This window comes from Methylobacterium sp. WL7 (assembly GCF_008040085.1).
In the GTDB taxonomy this organism is placed as follows: domain Bacteria; phylum Pseudomonadota; class Alphaproteobacteria; order Rhizobiales; family Beijerinckiaceae; genus Methylobacterium; species Methylobacterium mesophilicum.
On the sequence record NZ_VRVG01000013.1, the window covers coordinates 42,306 to 63,485 of the forward strand.

Below are 21,180 nucleotides of genomic sequence, written 5' to 3' on the forward strand. Positions count from 1 at the left end.
TCACGCCGCGTCCTCGTGATGATGGTCGTGGGCGTCCGGGCCGTGCGATCCGTGATCATGCCCGCGCGCGTCGGCTGTCCGGGGCCCGACGCAGACCGGGGCGTCCTCGTCCCAGGCTTCGGAGAGGTTGCGCGCCCGCGCCAGGTTCTCCGGCGTCAGAACCCGGGCGGTCGGCCCCCAGGCCACGGCTTCCCGAGCCAGCAGGAGCGTGGTCGGGAAATGCTCGCGCACCTGGGTCAGGTCGTGCAGGGCGGCGACGACGGTGCGCCCCTGGCCGTGCCAGATCCGGATCAGCGCCAGCAGGTCGTCGACCGTGCGGTTGTCGATGCCGGTGAACGGCTCGTCGAGGAGCATCACCGGGCAATCCTGCAGGATCAGGCGGGCGAACAGGGCCCGCCGGAATTGCCCGCCCGAAAGGGTGCTGATCGGGCGCGCCTCGAAGCCGCCGAGCCCGACCGCATCGAGGGCCGCCCCGATCTCCGGCCGACGCCGGCCAAGGCTGCGCCAGGATCCGGCCTTCCGCCAAAGACCCATGCCGGCGAGGTCCATCACGCTCAGCGGAAAGCTTCGGTCGATCTCGTCGGCCTGGGGCAGGTAGGCGAGGGCGCCCGAGCGATCGATATGCCCTTCGAGGCAGCGGATCTCGCCGGCCATCCCCTTGAGCAGCGTCGACTTGCCGGCCCCGTTCGGCCCGACCAGCGCCAGCAGGTCACCGGCGCGCACGGTTCCCGACAGGTGGTGGATTGCCGGATGCCGATCGTAGCCCAGGGTCAGGCCGACCAGGTGGATCGCATCCTGCATCGCGGGACGGTCGCTCATGCGGAGAGCGCCCAGGCGATCGCCAGCCAGACCAGGGCCGACAGCGCCACCGCCAGTGCGAGGCGCGGGCCGATGCCGCTGCGGAACAGAGATCGCGGAACCGCTTGGCGTGGGCTGGAAATCGGGGGCAAGACGTCCTCGTCGCGCGCTCGGGCCGGCGCGGGGACCGGTCGGGCTACTGGTGCGTTCCGGGGCCGCGGTGATACACTGTAACAAACCCGCCGGACAACCGGCGGTTTCGGGGTTGGAGCGATCATGCACCGTCACGAGGGTCACGACGCGTGCCAGGCGGGCGTCGGCGACATGCTCGCGCGGGCGGAAGCCGTCTGTCGCGAGCGCGGTCTGCAATTCACGCCGCTGCGCCGCGAGGTGATGGAAGCGGTGGCGGAGGCCGGGAAGGCCCAGGGTGCCTACGACATCGCCGAGAAGCTCAGCGCGCCGGGCAAGCGCGTGGCGCCGGTCTCGGTCTACCGCGCCTTGGACTTCCTCATGCAGCAGGGCCTGGTCCACCGGATCGCCAGCCGCAACGCGTTCATCCCCTGCGCCCACGGGCATGCCCCGGGGGAGGGGGTCGTGTTCCTGATCTGCCGCACCTGCGGCGGCGTCGACGAAGCTTCGTCCGAGGAATTGGAGGACGGTCTCGGCCGCACCTTGAAGCGGGCGGGCTTCACGCCGGCCCACAGCATCCTGGAAGTCGAGGGTGATTGCGGGGCCTGCCGGGAGCGTGCGCAGGAATCCTGAGGTGCGCCCCGGGTCGCTCAGCGCGCGTTCTTGTAGGCACGGCGCGAGACGATGGTCTGGACCATGATCTGGAGATCGAACCAGATCGACCAGTTGTCGATGTAGTGCAGGTCGCAGGCGACGCGGCGTTCCATGTCGAGGTCGGTCAGGGTCTCGCCGCGATAGCCGTTGACCTGGGCCCAGCCGGTGATGCCAGGGCGCACGTTGTGCCGCCTCGCGTAGAGCGCGATCCGACGCTCGAAGCTGCGGTCATGCGCCAGGGCGTGGGGGCGCGGGCCGACCAGCGACATCTCGCCCTTGAGGACGTTCAGGAGCTGCGGCAGCTCGTCGAGATTGGTCCGCCGCAGGATCGCGCCGACCTGGGTGATGCGGCTGTCGTTGCGGGTCGCCTGCTTGAACACCGCGTTGGCATCCGCCCGCATCGACCGGAACTTGAACACACCGAAGGGCTGCTGGTTGAAGCCGTAGCGCTTCTGGCGGAAGAAGACCGGGCCCGGGCTGTCGAGCTTGATCGCCACGGCGATGGCCGCGAGCAGCGGCGACAGCGACACCAGGGCGATCGCCGCCACCGTGAGGTCGAGGGCGCGCTTGAGCAGGATCTCGGTGACGTTGAGCGGCCGGCGACCGATATTGATGCCGGAGACGCCGCCGACCCGGGCGACCTGCATGTCGGGGAATCGGTCGAGGACGCTGCCTGGCCGCAGGTGCAGCGCGGACGGCACCCGCAGGAACGCGTCGATGCAGCGCTCCACCTCGGCGGTGTCGGTCCACGGCACCAGCACGAACACGTCGTCCGGGCGCAGGAACCGGACCACCGACACGGCGAGGTCGAGATCCTCCTGGAGCTGGTCGTGCCGCGACACGGTGTCGGCGCCCGGATCGACCCGGCGCAGGTAGCTGGTGCCGACGATCCGGGACCCGAGCTGCTCGGCCTCGTGGCTGGCGTAGAACCGGGCGATGTCTTCCTCGTAGCCCACGAGGTGGACGCGGCTGGCCGAGGCCGATCCCGCCGTCAGGCTCCGGCGGACCAGGCGGGTCGCCACGGTGCGGGTCAGCAGCAGAGCGGGCAGGCCGAGCAGGAACGCTGTGATCGAGACGATACGCGAATAGTCGTTGGTCGTCTTGGTCAGGAAGCCGACGACCAGCACCGCCGCCCAGGCGACCAGCCAGAGCGAGGCGATGCGCTGGACGTTCAGCTTCTGCGCCATGATGCCGTCGAGGCTGTAATCCTCGCGCAGGACGTTCGACGAGACGATGATGGCGCTGAGCAGCGCGGCCAGGCGCAGCCCGCGGAAGGCCGTCACCCACACGCTGTCGCCCGCGAAAGCGATCTGGTAGCCGAATTCCACGGCCAGGATGACGGCGACGATCGCCCCGATCTCGGCCACGGCGAGCGACGACGACATCGCGATCCGCGCGAACGCGCGACCGCGGCGTGGCAGGAGCGCCGACCACACGCTGCGACGGCGTTCGGCCGAGGTCGGCAGGGGCTGGAAAGTCTCCGGAACCCGCTCGTGAAACATGTTGCTTGCCACGTCCCGGTTTGATCGGACTTTGTCCCGGTCTGAAACACGAAAGATTTCAGCGCCGGCATCTGCCGATGACGGAGCAAGGGGTGAGCCGCGAAATCCGGTAGTCCGGCCGCTTCGGAGTGGCCGCCCATTTAGGCGAACGTCTGGCGGTCGGCAATACATGGTAAATGCTGAGTCACCAGAATACGGAGACATGCAGTGCGCGACCGTTCGACGGCTTGATACCAGCAGTTGCGTGGTAATGCCGGGACGTTGCTGAACGGTTGAATTTTGGCGGACTAAGAAGCTTGGCCGAGTCTCGCGGTATCCCGGACACAGGGGCGGCGCGGTGCCTGCGCGCGGCCGTCGACGGGGTCGCCCAACCTTACGTCGTCCCGCCGCCGGACCAGGTTTTGGTCCGGCGGCGGGTCATGAAGGCGGTGTTAGCAGCGTCAGGCGGTGGCGGCCTGCTTCGCGGATTCGGCGCCGCCGACGGTCTGCACCATCTCGAAGCCCTCGAATTGCGGGTGCCCGAGATAAAGCGGCTTGGTCGACGGGGCCCGGCTGTGCGCCTTGCGGAACTGCTCGGAGCGCGTCCAGGCCTCGAACTCGGCGCGCGAGCGCCAGACGGTGTGCGAGGCGTAGAGGACGTGATCCTCCTGCTCCGGCCCACGCAACAGGTGGAACTCGACGAAGCCCTCCATCTCGCCGAGATGGCTGTCACGCCCGAGCCAGACGGCCTCGAAGTCCTCGGTCGCATCCTTAACGACCTTGAAGCGATTCATCGCGATAAACATGCTGTTCTCCGTTGAGAGGCTGAATTTAGGCCCCGAAGCCGGTCCGGGCGAGCCCTGCTGCGGCGACGCGGCGCGCGCGAAGCACTGCGCAGACTTATCTGATCGACATTTCAGCAACAATGTTTCGAAGATACGTCGGGTTAAACCACAAGATGTATGCTTAGACTTGCGGAGCTTAACAACTTGGTGTCCAATTGCCGGACGGTCCATATTGTGTCGCAGTCGGGGTGTAGGCCGATTGCTATAGTGCTCACGGTCGACGCGAAATTTTGTTCGGCAAACGGGAGCAAGTGACAATAAGGGCTTAGAGCCGTTGCCGTTTGCAATGCATTCGGTTGCTGCTCTAGCGTGCGACACCGCACGTTAGGTATAGGCGCGTTATGAGATCGAGGGTCGGACGGTGAAGCGGCGCGATGGCGAGGCGGGAACACCGGATCCGCAAGGGGACGCTGTTCAAAGCGCGGACAAGGACGTGACCAGTCAGATCATGCCGAAGCAGACCACCGACGTCGATCGACTGGTCGGTATTCGCATCACCGCGTTGCGGAAGGCCCGCGGCCTCAGCCAGACCGCGCTCGGCAACGCCGTCGGCGTCACGTTCCAGCAGGTCCAGAAATACGAGAAGGGCCAGAACCGGGTCGGTGCGGGCCGGCTGCGCGAGATCGCGCGCCTGCTCGAGGTGCCGGTGTCGGCCTTCTTCGAGGAGAGCGAGCCCCGCGAGAACGCCCAGGAGGACGTGTTCGGCTTCCTCAGCGCCCACGGGGCGATCGAGCTGCTGCGCGCCTACGCGTTGATCGAGGACGAGCAGATGCGCCGCGACGTCCTCGCGCTGGTCCGGAGCGCCGCGCGGCTGGCGCAGGCCCGCACCGCACCGCCCTCAGCCGATCCGGTCTGAACGGTTTCCACCGGGGCGGTTCCGCACGCGCGGCGTGATCGAATGGATCGCGTTTCGGCCCCGCCGATCCGGCACCCGCACGCCGATCGACGCTCAGACCTCCTCGGCCGCGATCAGGTGGAAGAAGCTTCCGCCCGCTAGGCCGACCCGATGCCCGGCCAAGCCCTGATCCGTGCCTTCCGCATCGGTGACGCGGGCGAGGGCATCCGCCTCCGCGGCGGACGGTGACAGCTCGCTGGCATAGTGGAACTCGTGGCCCACGACCCGGGTGCCCCGGCGGCCCAGCGGACCGTCGCTGCTGAGGCGGGCGACGCGATAGCCGAGATGCAGCTTGCGCTTGCGGTACGAGGTGGCGACCGGCAGCAGCCCCGCCATGGCGTGGGTGGTGCCATCCGCATCCTCGAGTGTCCGACCCAACACCATGTAGCCGCCGCACTCCCCGTGGACCGGCCGTGTCGTCGCGAAGGCGCGCAGGCCGTCGAGGAAGCGGGTCGCGGCAGCGAGTTGCCCGGCATGCAGCTCCGGATATCCCCCCGGCAGCCAGCAGGTGTCGCACGAATCCGGCGGTGCTTCGTCGGAAAGGGGCGAGAACGGGACGATCTCGGCCCCGGCCAGCCGCCATCCGACTTCGAGGTGCGGGTAGAGGAAGCTGAACGCCGCGTCCCGGGCCACCGCGATCCGCTGCCCGGGTGGTTGCGGCAGCACGCCGACCGACGACGGAGCGCTGCCGCCGGCGCAGGCGATCACGGCATCGAGGTCGATACCCGCTTCCGCCAGGTCGGCGAGGCGGTCGAGCCGCGCCTCCAGGTCGGCGGTCTCGCCCGCCTGGACGAGGCCGAGATGGCGCTCGGGCAAGACCAGCTCGGCATCGCGCATCAGGGCGCCGAGCACCGGGAGGCCGGCACGTTCCATGCCGGCCTCGACCAGCCGGCGGTGGCGGGCGCTCGCGACCTTGTTGAGGATCACCCCGGCGATCCGGATCCGCGGGTCGTAGAGCGTACAGCCGAGCGCCACGGCGGCGGCCGATTGCGCAGCGCCGGAGACGTCGATCACCAGCACCACGGGCCAGCCGTAGCGGGCCGCGATGTCGGCGTTCGCCCCGGTCCGGTTCTCCGCGGCCCGGACGCCGTCGAACAGGCCCATCGAGCCCTCGGCGACCACGATGTCGGCCTGCGCCGCCGTCTCGCCCGCCAGCGCGTCGAGGAGCCCGGGCGCCATGGCGAAGCTGTCGAGGTTGAAGCTCGGCTGGCCGGTCGCCGCCCGGTGGAAGGCGGGGTCGATGTAGTCCGGCCCGCATTTGGCGCCGCGCACCCGCAGGCCCCGCCGGGTCAGCGCCCGCATCAGCGCGAGGGTGACGGTGGTCTTGCCCGAGCTCGAGCGCGGGGCCGCGACCAGCAGTCCGGGGGCGCTCATGCCGCGCCTCCCACGGTACCGCCCGGTCTGTAGCGTCGGTCGTAGTCGGGGGCGTAGAGCGCGCTCTCCCGGAAGTCGGCCGCGCCGAGTGCCGGCCCGACGAGGATCAGGGCGGTGCGTTCAAGACCGGCCTCCGCCACGAGGGCGGGGAGCCCGGCGAGGTCGCCGACCAGCGCCCGCTCGTCCGGCCAGGAAGCGCGGAACACCGCCGCCGCCGGGCAGGATGCGCCGTAGAATGGAATCAACTCGGCCGCGACTTTCTCCATCACGTGGATCGAGAGATGCACTGCCAGCGTCGCCCCGGTCGCCGCGAAGGCGGCCAGCGTCTCGCGCTCCGGCATCGCGCTCGCCCGGCCCGAGGTGCGGGTCAGCACGACCGATTGCGAGACGCCCGGCACCGTCAGCTCCCGGCGCAGCATCGCGGCTGCGGCCGCGAAGGCCGGGACGCCCGGCGTCACCGTGTAGGCGATGCCGAGTCGATCGAGCCGGCGCATCTGCTCGGCGAGCGCGCTCCAGATCGAGAGGTCGCCCGAATGCAGCCGCGCCACGTCGTGCCCGTTCGCCTCCGCGGTCTCGATCTCGGCCATGATCGCGTCGAGATCGAGGGGTGCGGTGTCGACGATGCGGGCGCCCGGCGGGCACCAGCCCAAGATCTCGGGCGCCACCAGCGATCCAGCGTAGAGGCAGACCGGGCAGGCCGCGATGCGATCGCGCCCGCGCACCGTGATCAGGTCGGCGGCGCCCGGTCCGGCGCCGATGAAGTGGACGGTCATGGGTGCCGAGCGGTGTTGTGCGGGATCGCGAGGGCGCAGGTTGCGCCGGCGCTGGCGATGCGGGGAAGGGCGAGGCGGCTCTCGGGACCCGCCGCCGCCAGGGCGGCCGCCTCGGCCAGCGAGCCGACGCCGCGCAAGCGTTCGATCCGGGCCGAGCGCGTGACCACTTCCGGGTCGCAGGCTTCCAGGGCCGCGGCCTCGATGGGCAGAGGGGAGAGGCCGAACGCCGCCGCCGCCGTGCAGATGGACGGGTCCGCAGCCCTGTCGGACGCCGTGGCGACGGCCGTCAGATCGGTCCGGGCGGCACCGACGGCACCGAGGGCGCGGGTAATCAGCGCGGCGATTTCGTCGGCGCCTGTGCCGCGCCGGAACCCGATCCCGGCTACGAGCGGGTCGGTCATGGCTTGGTCCACGCCCATTGGGTCACCGGCATCGCGGGCCGCCAGCCATGCATCCCCCCGACCGGGCTCGCCCGATCGACCGAGAACCGCCGCAGGCTTCCGCCATGCTGGGCGAAGGCCGCAAGCAGCGCCGCCTCGCCCTGGAGCGTAACCGCGTTGGCCACGCAGCGCCCGCCCGGCCGTAGAGACGCGAGCGTATCTGCCAGAACCCCGGCCTCGGAAACGCCGCCGCCGATGAAGATCGCGTCCGGGGCGGCCAAGCCCGCGAGGGCTGCCGGGGCCGCGCCGGTGACCACCGACAGGTCCGGAACCCCGAGGGCCTGAGCATTCCGGAGAATCCGCTGGGCCCGGTCCGGCCGAGCCTCGATGGCGGTGGCGCGCAGGCTCGGATGGCGCAGCATCCACTCGATCGCGATGGATCCCGCCCCGGCCCCGACATCCCAGAGATGCTGGCCCGGATGCGGGCGCAGGGCCGCCAGCGTCAACGCCCGGATCTCGGCCTTGGTCAGCTGCCCGTCATTCTCGAACAGCCCGTCGTCGAGGCCGGGCGCCAGCGGCAGGGCCTGTCCCGCGCCGGCGACCGCGATGGCCACGGTGTTGAGCGGGTCGATCGTTTCGAGGTCGAAGCCATCGGCCCGGCCGGAGCGGACCCGCTCGCGCGGGCCGCCCATCGCCTCCAACACAGTGATGATCGAGGCGCCGAAGCCGCGCTCGGCGAGCAGCGTCGCCAGCGCGGACGGCGTGCTGCCGTCCCAGGACAGGACCAGGAGGCGGGCGCCGGGCTGGATGTGCGGCACGATCCGGGCCAGCGCCCGCCCGTGCAGCGTCACGAGACCACATTCGGCCAGCGGCCAACCGAGCCGCACGCAGGCGAGGCTGAAGGCCGAGGGCTGAGGGAAGGTACGAATCTCGGCGGGCGGCACCAGCCGGGCGATCTCGGCGCCGATGCCGTAATGGAATGGGTCGCCGGTGGCGAGGATGCAGGTCGGCCGCCCGCGCCGGGCCAAAATCTCCGGGTAGGCGTCGTGGATCGGTCTCGGCCAGGTCCGGGTCTCGGCGTCGAGGGGGGCGGCGAGGGCGAGGTGGCGGCGGCCTCCGTAGACGACCTGTGCGCCATCGAGCGCGGCAGCGGCCGCCGGCGCGAGGCCCGAGCGTCCATCCTCGCCGATGCCGACGATCGATAGCCAGCGGTGGCTCGACAGGGGATCAGCGCTCATGGACAAGACCCCCATGAACCGCGGCGCGATGCGAATCCTGATCCTCGGCGGCACCGGGGAGGCCAGCGCCCTGGCCCGGGCCCTGGCCGGACGGGGCGAGTACGCCGTGATGCTGTCGCTGGCCGGCCGGACCGCGGCCCCGAAGGCCGAGCCGGTGCCGACCCGGATCGGCGGGTTCGGCGGCGCCGCGGGTCTCGGCGACTATCTGCGTGCGGAGGGTATCGATCGCCTGATCGACGCGACGCACCCGTTCGCAGCGACCATCTCGGCCAACGCCGCCGCCGCCGCGGAGACTGCGGGGGTGCCGCTGCTGGCGATCCGCCGGCCGGGGTGGCGCCGCGCGGCCGGCGACCTCTGGACCGAGGTGGCGACCATGGAGCAGGCGGTCGCAGCCCTGGGGCAGGCGCCCCGGCGCGTGTTCCTGACGATCGGCCGCCAGGAGGCCGGCGCCTTCGCGGTGGCGCCGCAGCACAGCTATCTGGCCCGGAGCGTCGAGCCGCTCGGGTCGGTTCTGCCAGTTCCGGACCTCACCGCCATCGAGGCGCGGGGCCCGTTCGACGCGGCGGCCGAGGCCGCGCTGATGCACGCCACCGGCACCGAGATCCTGGTCAGCAAGAATTCCGGCGGTGCGGCGACCTACGGCAAGATCGCCGCGGCGCGCAGCCTCGCGATCCCGGTGGTCATGGTGCGCCGGCCGGAGAAGCCCGACGTACCGAGCGTCGCCGACGCCGCGGGCGCTCTGTGCTGGCTCGAGACCGGCGTTCATGCCGTGCCCGCGACCTTGCGCGAGGTGTAGACGAACGGCACGCCGCCGGACCGTGGGATCAGCCGCGTGGTGGAGGCGCCGAGGATCACCATCGTGGCCATGTCGGCCGGTACGGCATGCGCTTCGGCGAGCGTCGAGACCCGGATCGCTTCGTCCGGCCGGCTGATCGCGCGGGCGAACATCACCGGCGTTTCGGGCGCCCGGATCCCGGCGGCGAGATCGAGGGCGGCGCCGAGCTGCCAGGGCCGGGCCGCCGAGATCGGGTTGTAGAGCGCGATCACGAAGTCGGCCCGCAGCACCGCGTCCAGCCGGGCCGTCACCACCGGCCAGGGCTTCAGGTTGTCCGAGAGCGACAGGGCGCAGAAGTCGCCGCCGAGCGGCGCGCCGAGCCGGGCGGCGGCGGCCAACATCGCGGTGATCCCCGGCTCCACCGTGATGGTCAGGTCCCGCCAGCCGGGCTCGCCGTACTCCACCGCCTCGAAGACGGCCGAGGCCATGGCGAAGACGCCCGGATCGCCGCCGGACACCACCGCCACCCGCCGGCCGGAGGCGGCGAGCTGCAGGGCATGGCGGGCGCGGTCGACCTCGACGCGGTTGTCGCTGGCGTGACGCACCAGGTCCGGCCGCTCGGGCACGCGCGCCACGTAGGGGAAGTAGCCGATCAGGTCCTGCGCGGCGTCGAGGGCCCGGCGTGCGGACTCTGTCAGCAACCCGGGATCCCCGGGGCCGAGGCCGACCACCGTGACGCTGCCGCTCACACCCTGGTTCAACGTGCGTCTGCCTGCGATGTCAGCACCAGGGCGGCGAAGCCCTGCTCACCAAGGAGCTTGACGGGCCGTTTATCGAAGGACGCGAAAGCCTCGCTTCCCAACCACCGCCCCTCGAAGGTGATAACTCCGTCGGCGAAGTCACCGCCGGCTTCGAGAAGCGTCAGACCCGCCTCGACCCCCGGTCGGTTCGCTACCACGTTGTCGGCCTCGATCAGGCCGCGGATCGCAGTCGCGATCTCAGCACGTGGCATCGCGTATCGGCTGCGGAGAACCCGAACCAGTTCGCACAGCGTGTGAAGGCTGATCGCGACCTGGCTGGCCCGTTCCATTAGGTCCAACGCAGCGCGCGCCTGCGCTTCATCGTCGTCCACGACCAGGCGCAGCAGAACGTTTGTATCAGGCGTGAGCTTCACGGCCGGTCCAGACCGGCCATAGCGGCGGCCGCCCCCGCCTCGGCGATGGCCTCGTCGATCTCCTCGATCGAGCAACGCGCGCCGTTACCCTTGCCCTTGAGGATCCCGTGAAGCTGCCGCCAGGAGCCGCGCGGCCGATCGGCCTTCAGTTCGGCCCGGCCATCGGGCAGCAGCTCCAGCCTGATCTTGTCGCCGGGCTGAATTCCGAGATGCTTCAGGATGTCCTTCCGGAACGTGACCGGACCCTGGTCGGTCACCGTCAAGGTCGTCATGATGCATCCTCCAACCTACAAAGTGTAAGGCTGCGCTGCATGACTGGCCAGAGCCGCGGATCGTGTCCGGCTCTCACGGCCGACGCCCCTCGCCGGGCAGGAGGACCATCGAAAAGTAGGGCGCGTCGTCGTCGGCCTTGTCTGCGAGCATCACCACGCGCTCGCCCGCCATGGTGCCGCGCTCGACATAGACGGCCCGGCCCAGCAGCCCGGCGGCGGTGAGCGCCGCGCGCACCTTTGGCAAATGCCGACCGAGTTTCATCACCACGGCGGCGTCTGTGCCGCGCAGGCGCTCGGTGAGCGCGTCCAGCGGCAGTGTGGCCGGCAGGACCGTGAGGATGTCGTCGCCCCAGGTGATCGGCGTGCCGGCCCGGGTCCAGCAGCCTGACATGCCGGTGACGCCCGGCACCACCTCCACGGGGAAGCGGTCCTTGAGGCGCCGCCACAGGTGCATGAACGAGCCGTAGAAGAACGGGTCGCCCTCCGACAGGATCGCCACGTCGCGCCCGGCGCCGAGATGGTCGGCGAGTTGGCCGGCCGCGTCGTCGTAGAAGGCGGCCAGCGCCGCCACGTAATCCGGATGCTCCGGGTGGATCTCGGTGGTGTAGGGATAGGCCAGCGGCATCTCCCGGGCGGGGTCGCGCAGGATCGCGTCCGCGATGGTACGGGCGTTGCCACGCCGGCCGCGCTTGCAGAAATGCACCAGCACGGGCGCGCGCATCAGGATGCGCTGCGCCTTCACGGTGAGCAGTTCCGGGTCGCCCGGGCCCATGCCGACCCCGTAGAGGGTGCCGGTCACGGCCGTTGCGGGAATCTCCTCGACGGGGGCTTCGACGCGCTCGAACCCGTCCATCACTCGACCTCGCTGGCGAGTGCGTTGACCGCCGCCGCGGTCATGGCGCTGCCGCCACGCCGGCCGTGGACGACCACGAACGGGACGCGTCCGTCCCGGGCCAGAGCGTCCTTCGATTCGGCGGCGCCGACGAAGCCCACCGGGATGCCGATCACGGCGGCCGGTGGCGGCACGCCGGCGTCCAGCAGCTCGAGCAGGCGGAACAGCGCGGTGGGCGCATTGCCGACCGCGACGATGCTGCCCGGCAGGTGCTCCCGCCACAGCTCCATGGCGGCGGCCGAGCGGGTGGTGCCCAGGCTCGCGGCGAGATCCGGCACCCGCGGATCGCCCAGCGTGCAGATCACCGCGTTCTTGGCAGGCAGCCGTGCCCGGGTGACGCCGTCGGCGACCATCCGGACATCGCACAGGATCGGGGCTCCGGCCTGGAGCGCCGCGACCCCGGCCTCGGCGAACCCATCCGACATCTCAACGTCCACGGGGAGGTCGGTCATGCCGCAGGCATGGATCATCCGGACGACGACGCGCTCGGCCGCTCCCGACCAGCGCGCGAGGTCGGCCTCGGCCCGGATCATCGCGAAGGAGCGCGCGTAGATCGCCGCACCGTCGCGGATATAGTCGTAGCGGGAGGCCGTCTCCGGCTCCGAACCTGCCTGGCGCAGGGCATTCTGGCTCGCGCTCATGCCGGTCTCTCGTTCCTCCCGAAATCCGTCACGGTGTTCCCCGGCGCGAAGGCGGCGGCGAGCCCGACGGTCTTGGCCCTTCCTAACCGCTCCAGCACCGCCTCGATAGGGAGGTGCATCGCCGGCTCATCGCCGGGCGCGCCGCCGATGACGGTGCCGTAGAGGCCACCTCTTCCGACGAGGGTCAGGTCGGCGGGGCCGGGCCGGGCGCAGCCCTTGGCGCAGCCGGAGACGTGGGCCGCGCGCCCCTCCAGGCCGAGGGGCGCGAACATCGTCGCGAGACGCGCGGCATCCACGAGCGTCGGCGTCGATCCGGAGGCGCAGGCCGGCGCGCCCGTACAGGCGGCGACGCTGCGCCGCGGATCATCGGGGGCGATGATGAAGTTGCGGGCCAGAGCCGTCAGATCTGCGGCGGACGGATCCTGAAGCGGCAGCAACACGAAGCCGCGGGCCGGGGACAGGCGGATCTCCTCGGCGCCGAGGCGGGCGGCAAGGCCCACGAGTTGGTCGAGGGCATCGGCCGTGCAGCGACCGAACGGCGCATCCACCGTGAGGATGCGCTGCCTTGGCGCCAACCATTCGACACCGACCCGCGGCGAGAAGGGCACTGCCCATCGGGAGACGCCACGGTGCCCCCCCTCCCGCACGGGAGAGGGCACCTGCGTCTGGATTTCGACCCGAACGGCATTGTCCAGTGCGCTGAAGTCATCGGGCGACAGATCGCGCATTCGCCGCAATCCGGTCCGGGCGAAGGCCTGCAGCAGTGCCGCTATCGCGGCCGGCGCCTCCTCCGCAGCGCAGGTGGCGAGATCGTGAAAGCCCTGACCTCCGGCGACCGCGATCCCGATGTCCCCGGATATATGTGAGAACAGGTACGCGTCGGCCTCCGGCAGCTCCGCACCCAGGCGCCCTTCGACCACCACCAGCGTCTTGGCCGGCAGCCCCGGCACGGCGAGCCCCGCCGCCTCCACCGCACGCGCGAGGGCCGGCACATCGAACGTTTCGGTCGGATCGCGGCCGGCGAGGGGGCTTGTCAGCGTCAGCCGCTGCGGGCCGCCATCGCTACGCGCGTCGCCGAGCCCGGCGGCTTCCAGTAGCCGGGCGAGCGGCGTGCGCGTCGCGTCGGAGACGCCGCGGATCTGGAGGTTGGCCCGGGCGGTGAGGTCGAGATGGCCGTTGCCGAAGCGGCGCGCGCCCTCGGCGACGGCGTGCGCTTGCGCCAAGGTCAGGATCCCGAGGGGGGGATGCACCCGGGCGAGCAGGCCGTCGCCGGTGGGCATCGGGCGGCTGAGCCCCGGGCACCAGCCCCGGCGCGCCGGAGCCTCGGGGAGCACCCGGCGATGGGTGGAGACAGTCATTCGGCCGCCTCCGGCATCAGCGCGTCGGCCGGCAGCGCGTTGCGCCGGCTGTGCCACAGGCCACGGTCGCGGGCCTCGTCGAACCGCTCCAGGATCGCTCGGGTCGCGGCCGGGTTGGCGGCGCGCAGGCGGTCGAACACGTCGGGATCGGCGATCCAGGCCGCGTAGAGGCGGTCGAAGCCGGCATCGGTCACGGCGTCGCTCGCCGCGGCCAGCACGAACACGGCGTCGAGGCCCTGAGCCAATTCCTGCGCGCCGCGGTAGCCGTGGCGGAGCTGGCCCGCGATCCAGCGGGCGTCCGCCAGGCGCCCGCCGATCAGCCGGGCGGCATCCTCCCGGGCGGTGCGGGCCTTCGGACGCTCGGGAACGGAGACGTCGAGGCTGTACAAGGTGGGGCTGGCGCCCTGGAGCGTGGCGGCGGCGGCGAACCCGCCCATCGCGTCCACCGCGGCGTCGCCGTCGAACAGGTCGCGTTCGGCCACGTCGAAGGCGTGAAGATAGGCGTCCGCCGCCGCGACCCGGGCGCCGAATTCCGCGTCCGGCCCCTCGCGGTCGCCGTAGGCGTGGCTGCTGGCTGCGAGGTAAGCCCGTCCGAGATCGGCCCGGACGTCCCACGCGCCGTCGAGGGCGGTGGCGGCCGTGGCGGCGCCGTAGCGACCCGGTGCCGCGCCGTAGACCCGGGCGGTCGTCTCACCACGGCGGCGCGCTGCAGCCAGGGGATTCTCGAAATCCTCCTCGTCCCGTTCGGCCACTGCGCGGGCGGCACGGTCGAGCAGCGCCAGCGTATCCGGGAAGGTGTCGCGGAAGGCGCCGGAGACGCGCACCGTCACGTCGATGCGCGGCCGGTCGAGCATCGCCAGCGGCAGCACCTCGAAGCCGGTGACCCGTGTGCTGGCGTGGTCCCAGACCGGCCGGACGCCCATCAGCGCCAGGGCGTGGGCGACGTCCTCGCCCCCGGTGCGCAGGGTCGGCGACGCCCAGAGATCCATGACGATCCGGGCCGGGTACTCGCCCTCGTCCTGGAGATAGCGGGTCACCACGGAGGCGGCGGCCTTCTCGCCCAGCAGGGCGGCGGCACGGCTCGGGATCGCCCGCGGGTCGAGCGTCGCGAGGTTGCGCCCGGTGGGCAGCACGTCGGCGCGGCCGCGGGACGGCGAGCCCGCGGGGCCCGGCGGCACGAAGCGGCCGTCCAGGGCCGCCAGAAGGCCCGCGCGCTCGCCGGCGGCGCTCGCCAGGACCGGCTCCGGAGCATTGTCGGGGGCACGGCCGAACACGTGCAGCCCGTCGCGGAACGTGGTCTCGCCGAGGTCACAGAGATGGGCGTCGAGGCGGGTGAGCGCTTCGTCCATGGGCGTGTCCGGCCCGATCCCGGCACCCGCCAGCAGTCCGGCGGCCTCCGCATCCTCCAGGATCGCGGTGGCGATCAGCCCGGCCCGGCGCGGATCGAGCACGTTGGCGGACGAATATTCCTCCACCAACTCGCGCAGGCGCGCGGCCTCCGGTGACAGGGCGTGCACCTCCGTATCGGGGGTGAGATGGCCGAGCGCGATCCCGCCCAGCCGGCGTTTGAGCGGCGCGGCCTCGCCCGGATCGTCCACGATGAACGGGTAAATGACTGGCAATCCGCCGACGCAGAGCGCCGGGAAGCAGCCGGGCGACAGTGCCACCGCCTTGCCGGGCAGCCACTCGGTGGTGCCGTGGGTCCCGAGCTGTACCAGCGCATCGAAATGCTGCCGGAGCCCGAGGTGGAACGCCAGGTAGGCGTGGGTCGGGACGCGCTCGGGATCGTGGTAGCCGGACTTGCGGTCGGGGTCGCGACCGCGGTCCGGCTGAAGGAAGAGCGCAAGTTTACCCGCACCAGCCGCAACAGCTTTGGCAGTCACATCGCGGCCCGCGGGTAACGCCACGTGCCCCCTCTCCCGTTCGGGAGAGGGTTGGGGTGAGGGATCAGGTCTTTCCGGACGAGGCGCATCCCTCACCCTGTCCCTCTCCCGCACCAGAGAGGGGACCCACGACTCCTCCGGTAAGGCGTGCGAAAGCTGCTTCTCTTCGAGGCTGCCCGGACCGCCGTGTGACGCTGGCCGACGTGCAGCGGCATCGACTGTGACCATCCGGAACCGGAAAAGATCATCGCGACACACCGGGTCGGCGGCCGGCTCGCCCCAGGCCGCGGTCAGCGCGTCACGCATTCCTGCCGGCAATCCGGCGAGCCAAGCGCCATAATCCGCCAGCGGGACCACGAAGCCGGTCTCGCCCTCGGTAAGCGCCTGCATCAGCACGGCTGGTTCGGGCGGCAGGCCGGTCGCGTAACCCGACCCGGCAAGATCGGAAAAAATCGCGCGGGCGCTCTCGGGGGTGTCGAGGCCGACCGCGAAGCCGGCCCGGCCGCCGCGGGCGGGATAGTCGGACAGCACGACGGCCACCCGTCGCTCGGCCCGGGGGAGGGCGGCGAGACGCAGCCAGCCCGCCGCCCGTTCGGCCAGGGCTTCGATGCCGGCCGGATACGGAACCGCCCGGCGCTCGGCGAAGCCGGCGACCTCGGCGGCTTCTTCCTTGAACGAGATCGGGAAACCGGAAAGCCGGCCATCGAATTCCGGCAGGGCGACCTGCATGGCGAGGTCGGCGGCGCCGAGGCCGCGGGCCGAAGCCTCCCAGGCCGCCTGGGGCGAGCCGACCGTGTAGGCCTGGAGCACCGGGCAATCGGCGCCATCGAGGACGAAGTCGATCCCGTCCTCCCGCGCCGAGAAGGCGGTGGCGGCGATCACCAGATCCGGCTTGCGGGCGCGCACGGCCTCGGCCACCGCCCGGGCCGCCTCCGGCTCCTTGAGGCTCGACACCGCCATCGGCAGCACGCCGATGCCGCGGGCGCGCAGCGACGCGACCAGGGTGACGAACGGCGCGGTATCGCCGCCCAGCACCGCGGAGCGGTAGACCAGCAGCAAGACCAGGGGTGCCGTGCCGGTCCGCACGTCGGCCAGCGGAACCGCCGTCTCGGCTGCCGCGATGGCGATGGTCAGAGGCAGCGCGCCGCAGCCGGGGCACCAGGGAAACCCTCGTGGCAGCGGCTGAGGCGGCTCGACCACGCCGCCCGCACCGATCCGGACGGCCAGCAGGCGCAGCATCCGCCGCAGGTTCTCCGGGCCGCCGGCGCGAAAATATCCGTCGAGCTGTTCGGCGAGGTCCGGATCGGTGGAGAAGCCGGCGAGCCGTGGGTCCGGCCGGTCGTCGCCCGGCAGCACCGCCAGCACGACGCCGTGCGCCCGTGCCGCGGCGGCACAGCGCTCGATGCCGTAGCGCCAGTAATCCAGCCCGCCGAGGCAGCGGATCACAACGAGCTTCGCGCGGGCGACGACGCGCTCGACGTAGAGGTCCACCGACATCGGGTGGCGGAGCTTGGCGAGCTTGGCGAGCCGCAGGCTCGGCAGCCCGGGCTCGCCGGCATGGGCCTGGCCGATGCCCGCGAGGTCGCTGTCGGTGAACGAGAGCACGACGAGGTCGCCGGGCTCCTGCCCGAGATCCACCGCCGCCTCGCCCTCGTCGAGGGAGACCGTATCGATGCGGACGAGATGCATGGCGCGCCTCCTAGGCCACGCCGGATCGGGCGTGCGCGCAGCGTCTCAACGAGGGAGCGCGCGCGATCGCGATCATCCCGCGAGCGCCGCGGCGACGGCGCCCTGGTCGAAGCCCTTCAGGCCGATCACCACAAGGCGCCCGTCCCGGTTCTCGCCCGCCCGCCAGGGCCGGTCGAAATGGTGAGCGACGCGCCGGCCGACGCCCTGCACCACGAGGCGCATGGCCTTGCCCTCGACCTCGGCGAAGCCCTTGATCCGCAGCACGCCCGCGGCCTCGGCGGCCTTCTCGACGCGGGCCGCGAGGTCGCCGGCGGTGACGGCGGGGCGGATCGGCAGGGCCACGGTCTCGAAGTCGTCGTGGTCGTGGTCCTCGCCGTCTCCGTGATGCGAGGGGCGGGCGTCGAGGTCGTCCTCGGCCGCGGCGCCGAGCCCGAGCAGCACCAGCGGGTCGATTGCGCCGTTCTCGGTCTCCACCACCTTCACGGCGCGGGGCAGCTGCGCCTCGACCTCGGCACGAACCCGGGCGCGGGTCTCGGCGTCGAGCAGGTCGGACTTGTTGAGCACGACGAGGTCGGCGCAGAGGAGCTGGTCTTCGAACACTTCTTCCAGCGGGTTGTCGTGATCGACCGCCGTGTCGGCGGCGCGCTGGGCGGCCAGAGCTTCGGGATCCTCCGCGAAGGCACCCGCCGCCACGGCCGGCCCGTCCACCACGGCGACGACGCCGTCAACGGTGACCCGCGAGCGGATCGCCGGCCACTGGAACGCCTGGACCAGCGGCTTCGGCAGGGCGAGGCCGGAGGTTTCGATCAGGATGTGCTCCGGCGGCTCAGCGCGACCGAGCAGGCTCTCGAGCGCCGGCACGAAGTCGTCGGCGACCGTGCAGCAGATGCAGCCGTTCGGCAGCTCGACGATGGAATCCTCGGTGCAGCCCTCGACGCCGCAGGCGGCCAGGAACGACTTGTCGAAGCCGACATCGCCGAACTCGTTGACCAGGATCGCCAGGCGGCGGCCCTTGGCGTTCTCGATGACGTGGCGGACCAGCGTCGTCTTGCCGGCCCCAAGGAAGCCGGTGACGATGGTGCAGGGAATCTTGGTCACGATGGTCATTCCGCAGCCTCCAAGGTGCCGGCCGGACGCGGGCGGGGATCGGGAAAGGGCGGGATGCGGGCGATCACGCCGGTCTTGAATGCGGCGGGGCGTTCCCGCCAGGGCACGATGCCGTCCGGCGTCGCCACGTAGGCCGCGAGTCCGTCCAGGATGGTGGTTGCCGACTCGGCCGGGTCCATGTCGCCGTAGACGTAGGTCCAGCGGTTCCCGGATGCGACCGCCACTGAACAGGGCCGCTTGCACACCGACAGGCACTCGACGCCCTCGATCCGCAACTGCCCGGCCGTGTTGCACGCGTGCAGGGCATCGAGCAGGCGCGTGCCGGCTCGGGGCCCGTCCGGATCGTCGCCCGGGCGGCGGCAGGTCGTGCAGACGTAGAGGACGGTCTCGGGGAGGACGGCCTCAGGCATGGGCCGTCCCGCGCGCGCTTCCGTGGCCGAGAGCCTGCCAGGCCCAGCCGAAGCCGAGGCCGATCAGCATCCAGAAGACGAAGCTGATCGCCAGCGAACGCGCCGCGAACTGCGCCGCGAGCGCTGCGGGAAGCTCCGAGGACACCTCCGAAGCCAGCGGCGCGCCGGCGACGTGCGGTGCCACGATCAGCACGAGCCCGCCCAGGATCGCGATCAGTGAGCGCCGGATCGTGATCAGGTACAAGCCCATCCCGGTGGCGGCGGCGGTCATGACCCACCACGCCTGTCGGGCGGCGAGCGGTGCCGCCTCGCTGCCCGGCAATTCCGGCGGCAATCCCAGGCCCGGGGCCAGGGCGACGCTGGCAAAGCCCGCGATCGCGAACGCCACACCGACCTGACGCGTCGGCTCACGGCCGCAGGCCAGGATCGCCGCGCCGAGCAGGAGGGCATAGCCGACCCCGCCCATGAGCGTTGCCAGAGCCGTGAAGGCCATCCGGGGCAGGCCCTCAGCGGGCTGCCACTCGGGCGCGGCGTCGGGGGTAGCGTGATCGTGCCCGGCATGCGCCAGCACGACCGGAAGGCCCCGGTCGGCCTGATGCGTCTGCTTGGTCTCGTAGCGCTCGGCCGCCACGATCAGCGGTGAGGTCAGCGTCAACTCGAGGCCCGTCACGACGACGGCCGCGAGGAAGCCGGCGGCCAGGGCCGCCGACAGAAGCCGGATGATCATCCCTGCGCCAGGGGCGTCAGTGACAGGGGAAGTTCTGGGTGTGCCGAAAATCGTGCGCGGCGTTGTGCAGCGCGATCGCCGGCGAGAAGCCCGCCATGAACAGCAGGCCGAGGCCCAGGAAGGCCGCGAGCGCGACGGCGACCGGGCGCTCTCCGGCGCGGGTGCCGGTGGCGACGGGGGCGAGGGTCGAGGTAGTCATCAACATGTCTCCAGCCGCCCCACCGGCGGCATTGCGGGATCTCGTCGTGACGGCAGGTCTCCTGGCTCGCGGCTCGGCGCGCCTGCCGCCTTCCCGGATCGCTCCGGTGGCCTACTGGCAGACGCTCGCCGCTCACAGTTGCGGGGGCAGCCGCGGATTCGAGGTTCGCACCCCTCACCGCATTCCCTTTTCACCCAGTCACCGGGGCACCGTCACGCCATCGTTGTAGACGCATGAAAGCTCTCGCACAACGGACGCGAAGCGGAATCGTTTCCGACTCTTGGGGTACGGCGCGGATATGCGGGTCGGGCGGTCACCGGGCGCGTCGAAACGCGTCCGGGCGCGAGTCGCCGACGCGCGCTTCCGCCGTCGCAGCTTGGCCGTCAGCACCGGCGCCGTGTAACGGCCGGCGTGGACGATCCCGGTCCGTATCCGATTCTCGAACCCGTGAGCGTTGATGTCGATGCGTACCTTGTCGCTGGCCCTCGCCATCCTGGCGGCGGCGTCCCTTCCGGTCCGGGCCGACGACCGCGCCGCCGCGCTCGTCGCCGGGGGGCTTGTCGTGGGGAAGACCGACAGGATCGCCCTGGCCGCGGAGGAGCTGTACCTTTCGGAGCAGGCCGTGCGGATCGACTATCGGTTCCGGAACCAGACCGATGCCGACATCGAGACCACGATCACGTTCCCGATGCCCGACATCACCGGCGACTCCGAGATGCTGGTCTCGATTCCCGATCCGGCCCACGACAACTTCCTGAAGCTCCAGGCCGCGGTCGATGGCGAGCCGGTCGAAGCGCAGGTCGAGCAGCGGGCCTTCCTGATGCGGAGCGCCACACCGCCCGTGGAGATCACCGCCGAGCTCAAGGCACTGGGGATCCCGCTCGTGCCGACCACCGCGGCGACGGAAGCGGCCCTGCGCCGGCTCGGCGAGCGCCAGCGCCGCGACCTGATCGCTGCCGGGATCCTGGAGCGGCAGGAGCACAAGGACGGGACGATCGCGGACGCCCCGCTCTGGACGCTGAAATCGAAGTTCTGGCGCCGGCAGGTCTTCCCGGCCGGGCGCGAGATCGCGATCCGCCAGAGCTACGTTCCGAGCCTCGGGGGTCTCGCGAGCCTGTCCTACGGCGCGCCGACCCTCGACCCGGCGCAGAAGGCGCACTACGCGATCCGATATTGCACGGACCCGACCTTCGAGCGGGTGGCCCAGGCCCTGTATCGGCGGGCGAGTGCCGACGGCAGCCGGGCGTTCCAGGCCTACGAGCGATCCCTCTCCCACGTGATCACCTCCGGGGGCGACTGGGCCGGCCCGATCGGCGTGTTCAAGCTGGTCGTGGACAAGGGCGATCCCGCGACCCTGGTCTCGTTCTGCGGTGCCGAGGTGAAGAAGACCGGCCCGACGACCTTCGAGATGATCGCGAGGGACTACGTTCCGAAGCGGGATATCGATATCCTGCTGCTCAAGACCAAGTCGGGCGGATGAGACGGT

Annotated in this window: 23 protein-coding genes and 1 riboswitch; of the genes, 4 read left to right on the forward strand and 19 right to left on the reverse strand. The window is 71.4% G+C overall.

Annotation, left to right across the window (positions count from 1 at the left end; genetic code table 11):
* Complete coding sequence (locus FV233_RS06035) at window positions 1-819, reverse strand: ABC transporter ATP-binding protein (RefSeq protein WP_147896914.1); 819 nt, start codon at window positions 817-819, stop codon at window positions 1-3.
* Complete coding sequence (locus FV233_RS31600) at window positions 816-950, reverse strand: hypothetical protein (RefSeq protein WP_281406482.1); 135 nt, start codon at window positions 948-950, stop codon at window positions 816-818. The genes FV233_RS06035 and FV233_RS31600 overlap by 4 nt, the downstream gene beginning before the upstream one ends.
* Window positions 951-1,074: 124 nt before the next feature.
* On the opposite strand from FV233_RS31600, the gene FV233_RS06040 reads away from it, so the two are divergent.
* Complete coding sequence (locus tag FV233_RS06040) at window positions 1,075-1,560, forward strand: transcriptional repressor (RefSeq protein ID WP_147854301.1); 486 nt, start codon at window positions 1,075-1,077, stop codon at window positions 1,558-1,560.
* Window positions 1,561-1,577: 17 nt separating this feature from the next.
* On the opposite strand, the gene FV233_RS06045 is transcribed toward FV233_RS06040, so the two are convergent.
* Both FV233_RS06045 and FV233_RS06050 read right to left on the reverse strand, forming a co-directional pair.
* A complete protein-coding gene (locus FV233_RS06045; RefSeq protein ID WP_147854302.1) occupies window positions 1,578-3,083 on the reverse strand; it encodes an undecaprenyl-phosphate glucose phosphotransferase in 1,506 nt (501 codons plus the stop codon).
* A gap of 440 nt (window positions 3,084-3,523) precedes the next feature.
* A complete protein-coding gene (locus FV233_RS06050) occupies window positions 3,524-3,868 on the reverse strand; it encodes an antibiotic biosynthesis monooxygenase (protein ID WP_147854303.1) in 345 nt (114 codons plus the stop codon).
* 484 nt (window positions 3,869-4,352) lie between these two features.
* Here FV233_RS06050 and FV233_RS06055 point away from each other — a divergent pair, with 484 nt between their 5' ends.
* The gene (locus FV233_RS06055; protein WP_147896935.1) at window positions 4,353-4,763 is read left to right on the forward strand and encodes a helix-turn-helix transcriptional regulator; all 411 of its coding nucleotides are present in this window, start codon (window positions 4,353-4,355) and stop codon (window positions 4,761-4,763) included.
* Between the two features lie 93 nt (window positions 4,764-4,856).
* Here FV233_RS06055 and FV233_RS06060 read toward each other — a convergent pair whose 3' ends face one another.
* Genes FV233_RS06060 through cbiE form a run of 4 tightly spaced genes read right to left on the reverse strand, consistent with a single transcriptional unit; the run spans window position 4,857 to window position 8,567 of the window.
* Window positions 4,857-6,176, reverse strand: a complete 1,320-nt coding sequence (locus tag FV233_RS06060) for a cobyrinate a,c-diamide synthase (RefSeq protein ID WP_147896915.1) — start codon at window positions 6,174-6,176, stop codon at window positions 4,857-4,859.
* Window positions 6,173-6,949: a precorrin-4 C(11)-methyltransferase gene (gene cobM, locus FV233_RS06065; protein ID WP_147896916.1), complete on the reverse strand. Its 777-nt coding sequence runs from the start codon at window positions 6,947-6,949 to the stop codon at window positions 6,173-6,175. The genes FV233_RS06060 and cobM overlap by 4 nt, the downstream gene beginning before the upstream one ends.
* A complete protein-coding gene (locus FV233_RS06070) occupies window positions 6,946-7,350 on the reverse strand; it encodes a cobalamin biosynthesis protein (protein ID WP_238259341.1) in 405 nt (134 codons plus the stop codon). The genes cobM and FV233_RS06070 overlap by 4 nt, the downstream gene beginning before the upstream one ends.
* A complete protein-coding gene (cbiE, locus tag FV233_RS06075) occupies window positions 7,347-8,567 on the reverse strand; it encodes a precorrin-6y C5,15-methyltransferase (decarboxylating) subunit CbiE (RefSeq protein ID WP_147896918.1) in 1,221 nt (406 codons plus the stop codon). Before cbiE ends, FV233_RS06070 begins: the two co-directional genes overlap by 4 nt.
* Between cbiE and FV233_RS06080 the strand changes: the two genes are divergently transcribed.
* Window positions 8,566-9,363 (forward strand): cobalt-precorrin-6A reductase, encoded by a 798-nt coding sequence (locus tag FV233_RS06080; RefSeq protein ID WP_238259342.1) that lies wholly within the window; start codon window positions 8,566-8,568, stop codon window positions 9,361-9,363. The two genes, cbiE and FV233_RS06080, sit on opposite strands and share 2 nt — an antisense overlap.
* On the opposite strand, the gene cobJ is transcribed toward FV233_RS06080, so the two are convergent.
* The 11 genes from cobJ to FV233_RS06135 form a co-directional block, all read right to left on the reverse strand.
* On the reverse strand, window positions 9,330-10,091 hold the full coding sequence (gene cobJ, locus FV233_RS06085; protein WP_147896936.1) for a precorrin-3B C(17)-methyltransferase: 762 nt from the start codon (window positions 10,089-10,091) through the stop codon (window positions 9,330-9,332). The genes FV233_RS06080 and cobJ overlap by 34 nt on opposite strands.
* 8 nt (window positions 10,092-10,099) lie before the next feature.
* Window positions 10,100-10,516, reverse strand: a complete 417-nt coding sequence (locus FV233_RS06090; protein ID WP_147896919.1) for a type II toxin-antitoxin system VapC family toxin — start codon at window positions 10,514-10,516, stop codon at window positions 10,100-10,102.
* Window positions 10,513-10,788 carry an AbrB/MazE/SpoVT family DNA-binding domain-containing protein gene (locus FV233_RS06095; RefSeq protein ID WP_147896920.1) on the reverse strand — a complete coding sequence of 92 codons (276 nt, stop codon included), beginning with the start codon at window positions 10,786-10,788 and terminating at the stop codon, window positions 10,513-10,515. Before FV233_RS06095 ends, FV233_RS06090 begins: the two co-directional genes overlap by 4 nt.
* Before the next feature lie 73 nt (window positions 10,789-10,861).
* On the reverse strand, window positions 10,862-11,641 hold the full coding sequence (locus FV233_RS06100; RefSeq protein ID WP_147856049.1) for a precorrin-2 C(20)-methyltransferase: 780 nt from the start codon (window positions 11,639-11,641) through the stop codon (window positions 10,862-10,864).
* Complete coding sequence (locus FV233_RS06105) at window positions 11,641-12,321, reverse strand: precorrin-8X methylmutase (RefSeq protein ID WP_147896921.1); 681 nt, start codon at window positions 12,319-12,321, stop codon at window positions 11,641-11,643. Before FV233_RS06105 ends, FV233_RS06100 begins: the two co-directional genes overlap by 1 nt.
* The gene (cobG, locus tag FV233_RS06110; RefSeq protein WP_147896922.1) at window positions 12,318-13,679 is read right to left on the reverse strand and encodes a precorrin-3B synthase; all 1,362 of its coding nucleotides are present in this window, start codon (window positions 13,677-13,679) and stop codon (window positions 12,318-12,320) included. The genes FV233_RS06105 and cobG overlap by 4 nt, the downstream gene beginning before the upstream one ends.
* Window positions 13,676-17,251 (reverse strand): cobaltochelatase subunit CobN, encoded by a 3,576-nt coding sequence (cobN, locus tag FV233_RS06115; protein ID WP_147896923.1) that lies wholly within the window; start codon window positions 17,249-17,251, stop codon window positions 13,676-13,678. Before cobN ends, cobG begins: the two co-directional genes overlap by 4 nt.
* Before the next feature lie 72 nt (window positions 17,252-17,323).
* The gene (gene cobW / locus FV233_RS06120; RefSeq protein WP_147896924.1) at window positions 17,324-18,358 is read right to left on the reverse strand and encodes a cobalamin biosynthesis protein CobW; all 1,035 of its coding nucleotides are present in this window, start codon (window positions 18,356-18,358) and stop codon (window positions 17,324-17,326) included.
* Complete coding sequence (locus FV233_RS06125; RefSeq protein WP_147896925.1) at window positions 18,355-18,768, reverse strand: DUF1636 domain-containing protein; 414 nt, start codon at window positions 18,766-18,768, stop codon at window positions 18,355-18,357. Before FV233_RS06125 ends, cobW begins: the two co-directional genes overlap by 4 nt.
* Window positions 18,761-19,495 (reverse strand): CbtA family protein, encoded by a 735-nt coding sequence (locus tag FV233_RS06130; RefSeq protein ID WP_147896926.1) that lies wholly within the window; start codon window positions 19,493-19,495, stop codon window positions 18,761-18,763. Before FV233_RS06130 ends, FV233_RS06125 begins: the two co-directional genes overlap by 8 nt.
* A 16-nt stretch (window positions 19,496-19,511) precedes the next feature.
* Entirely contained in the window at window positions 19,512-19,694 is a 183-nt protein-coding gene (locus FV233_RS06135; RefSeq protein ID WP_147854404.1) for a CbtB domain-containing protein, read from the reverse strand.
* A gap of 33 nt (window positions 19,695-19,727) precedes the next feature.
* Window positions 19,728-19,923, reverse strand: a riboswitch (cobalamin riboswitch).
* A 228-nt stretch (window positions 19,924-20,151) separates the two neighbouring features.
* Here FV233_RS06135 and FV233_RS06140 point away from each other — a divergent pair.
* On the forward strand, window positions 20,152-21,174 hold the full coding sequence (locus tag FV233_RS06140) for a DUF4424 domain-containing protein (RefSeq protein WP_246689919.1): 1,023 nt from the start codon (window positions 20,152-20,154) through the stop codon (window positions 21,172-21,174).
* Window positions 21,175-21,180: the final 6 nt, after the last annotated feature.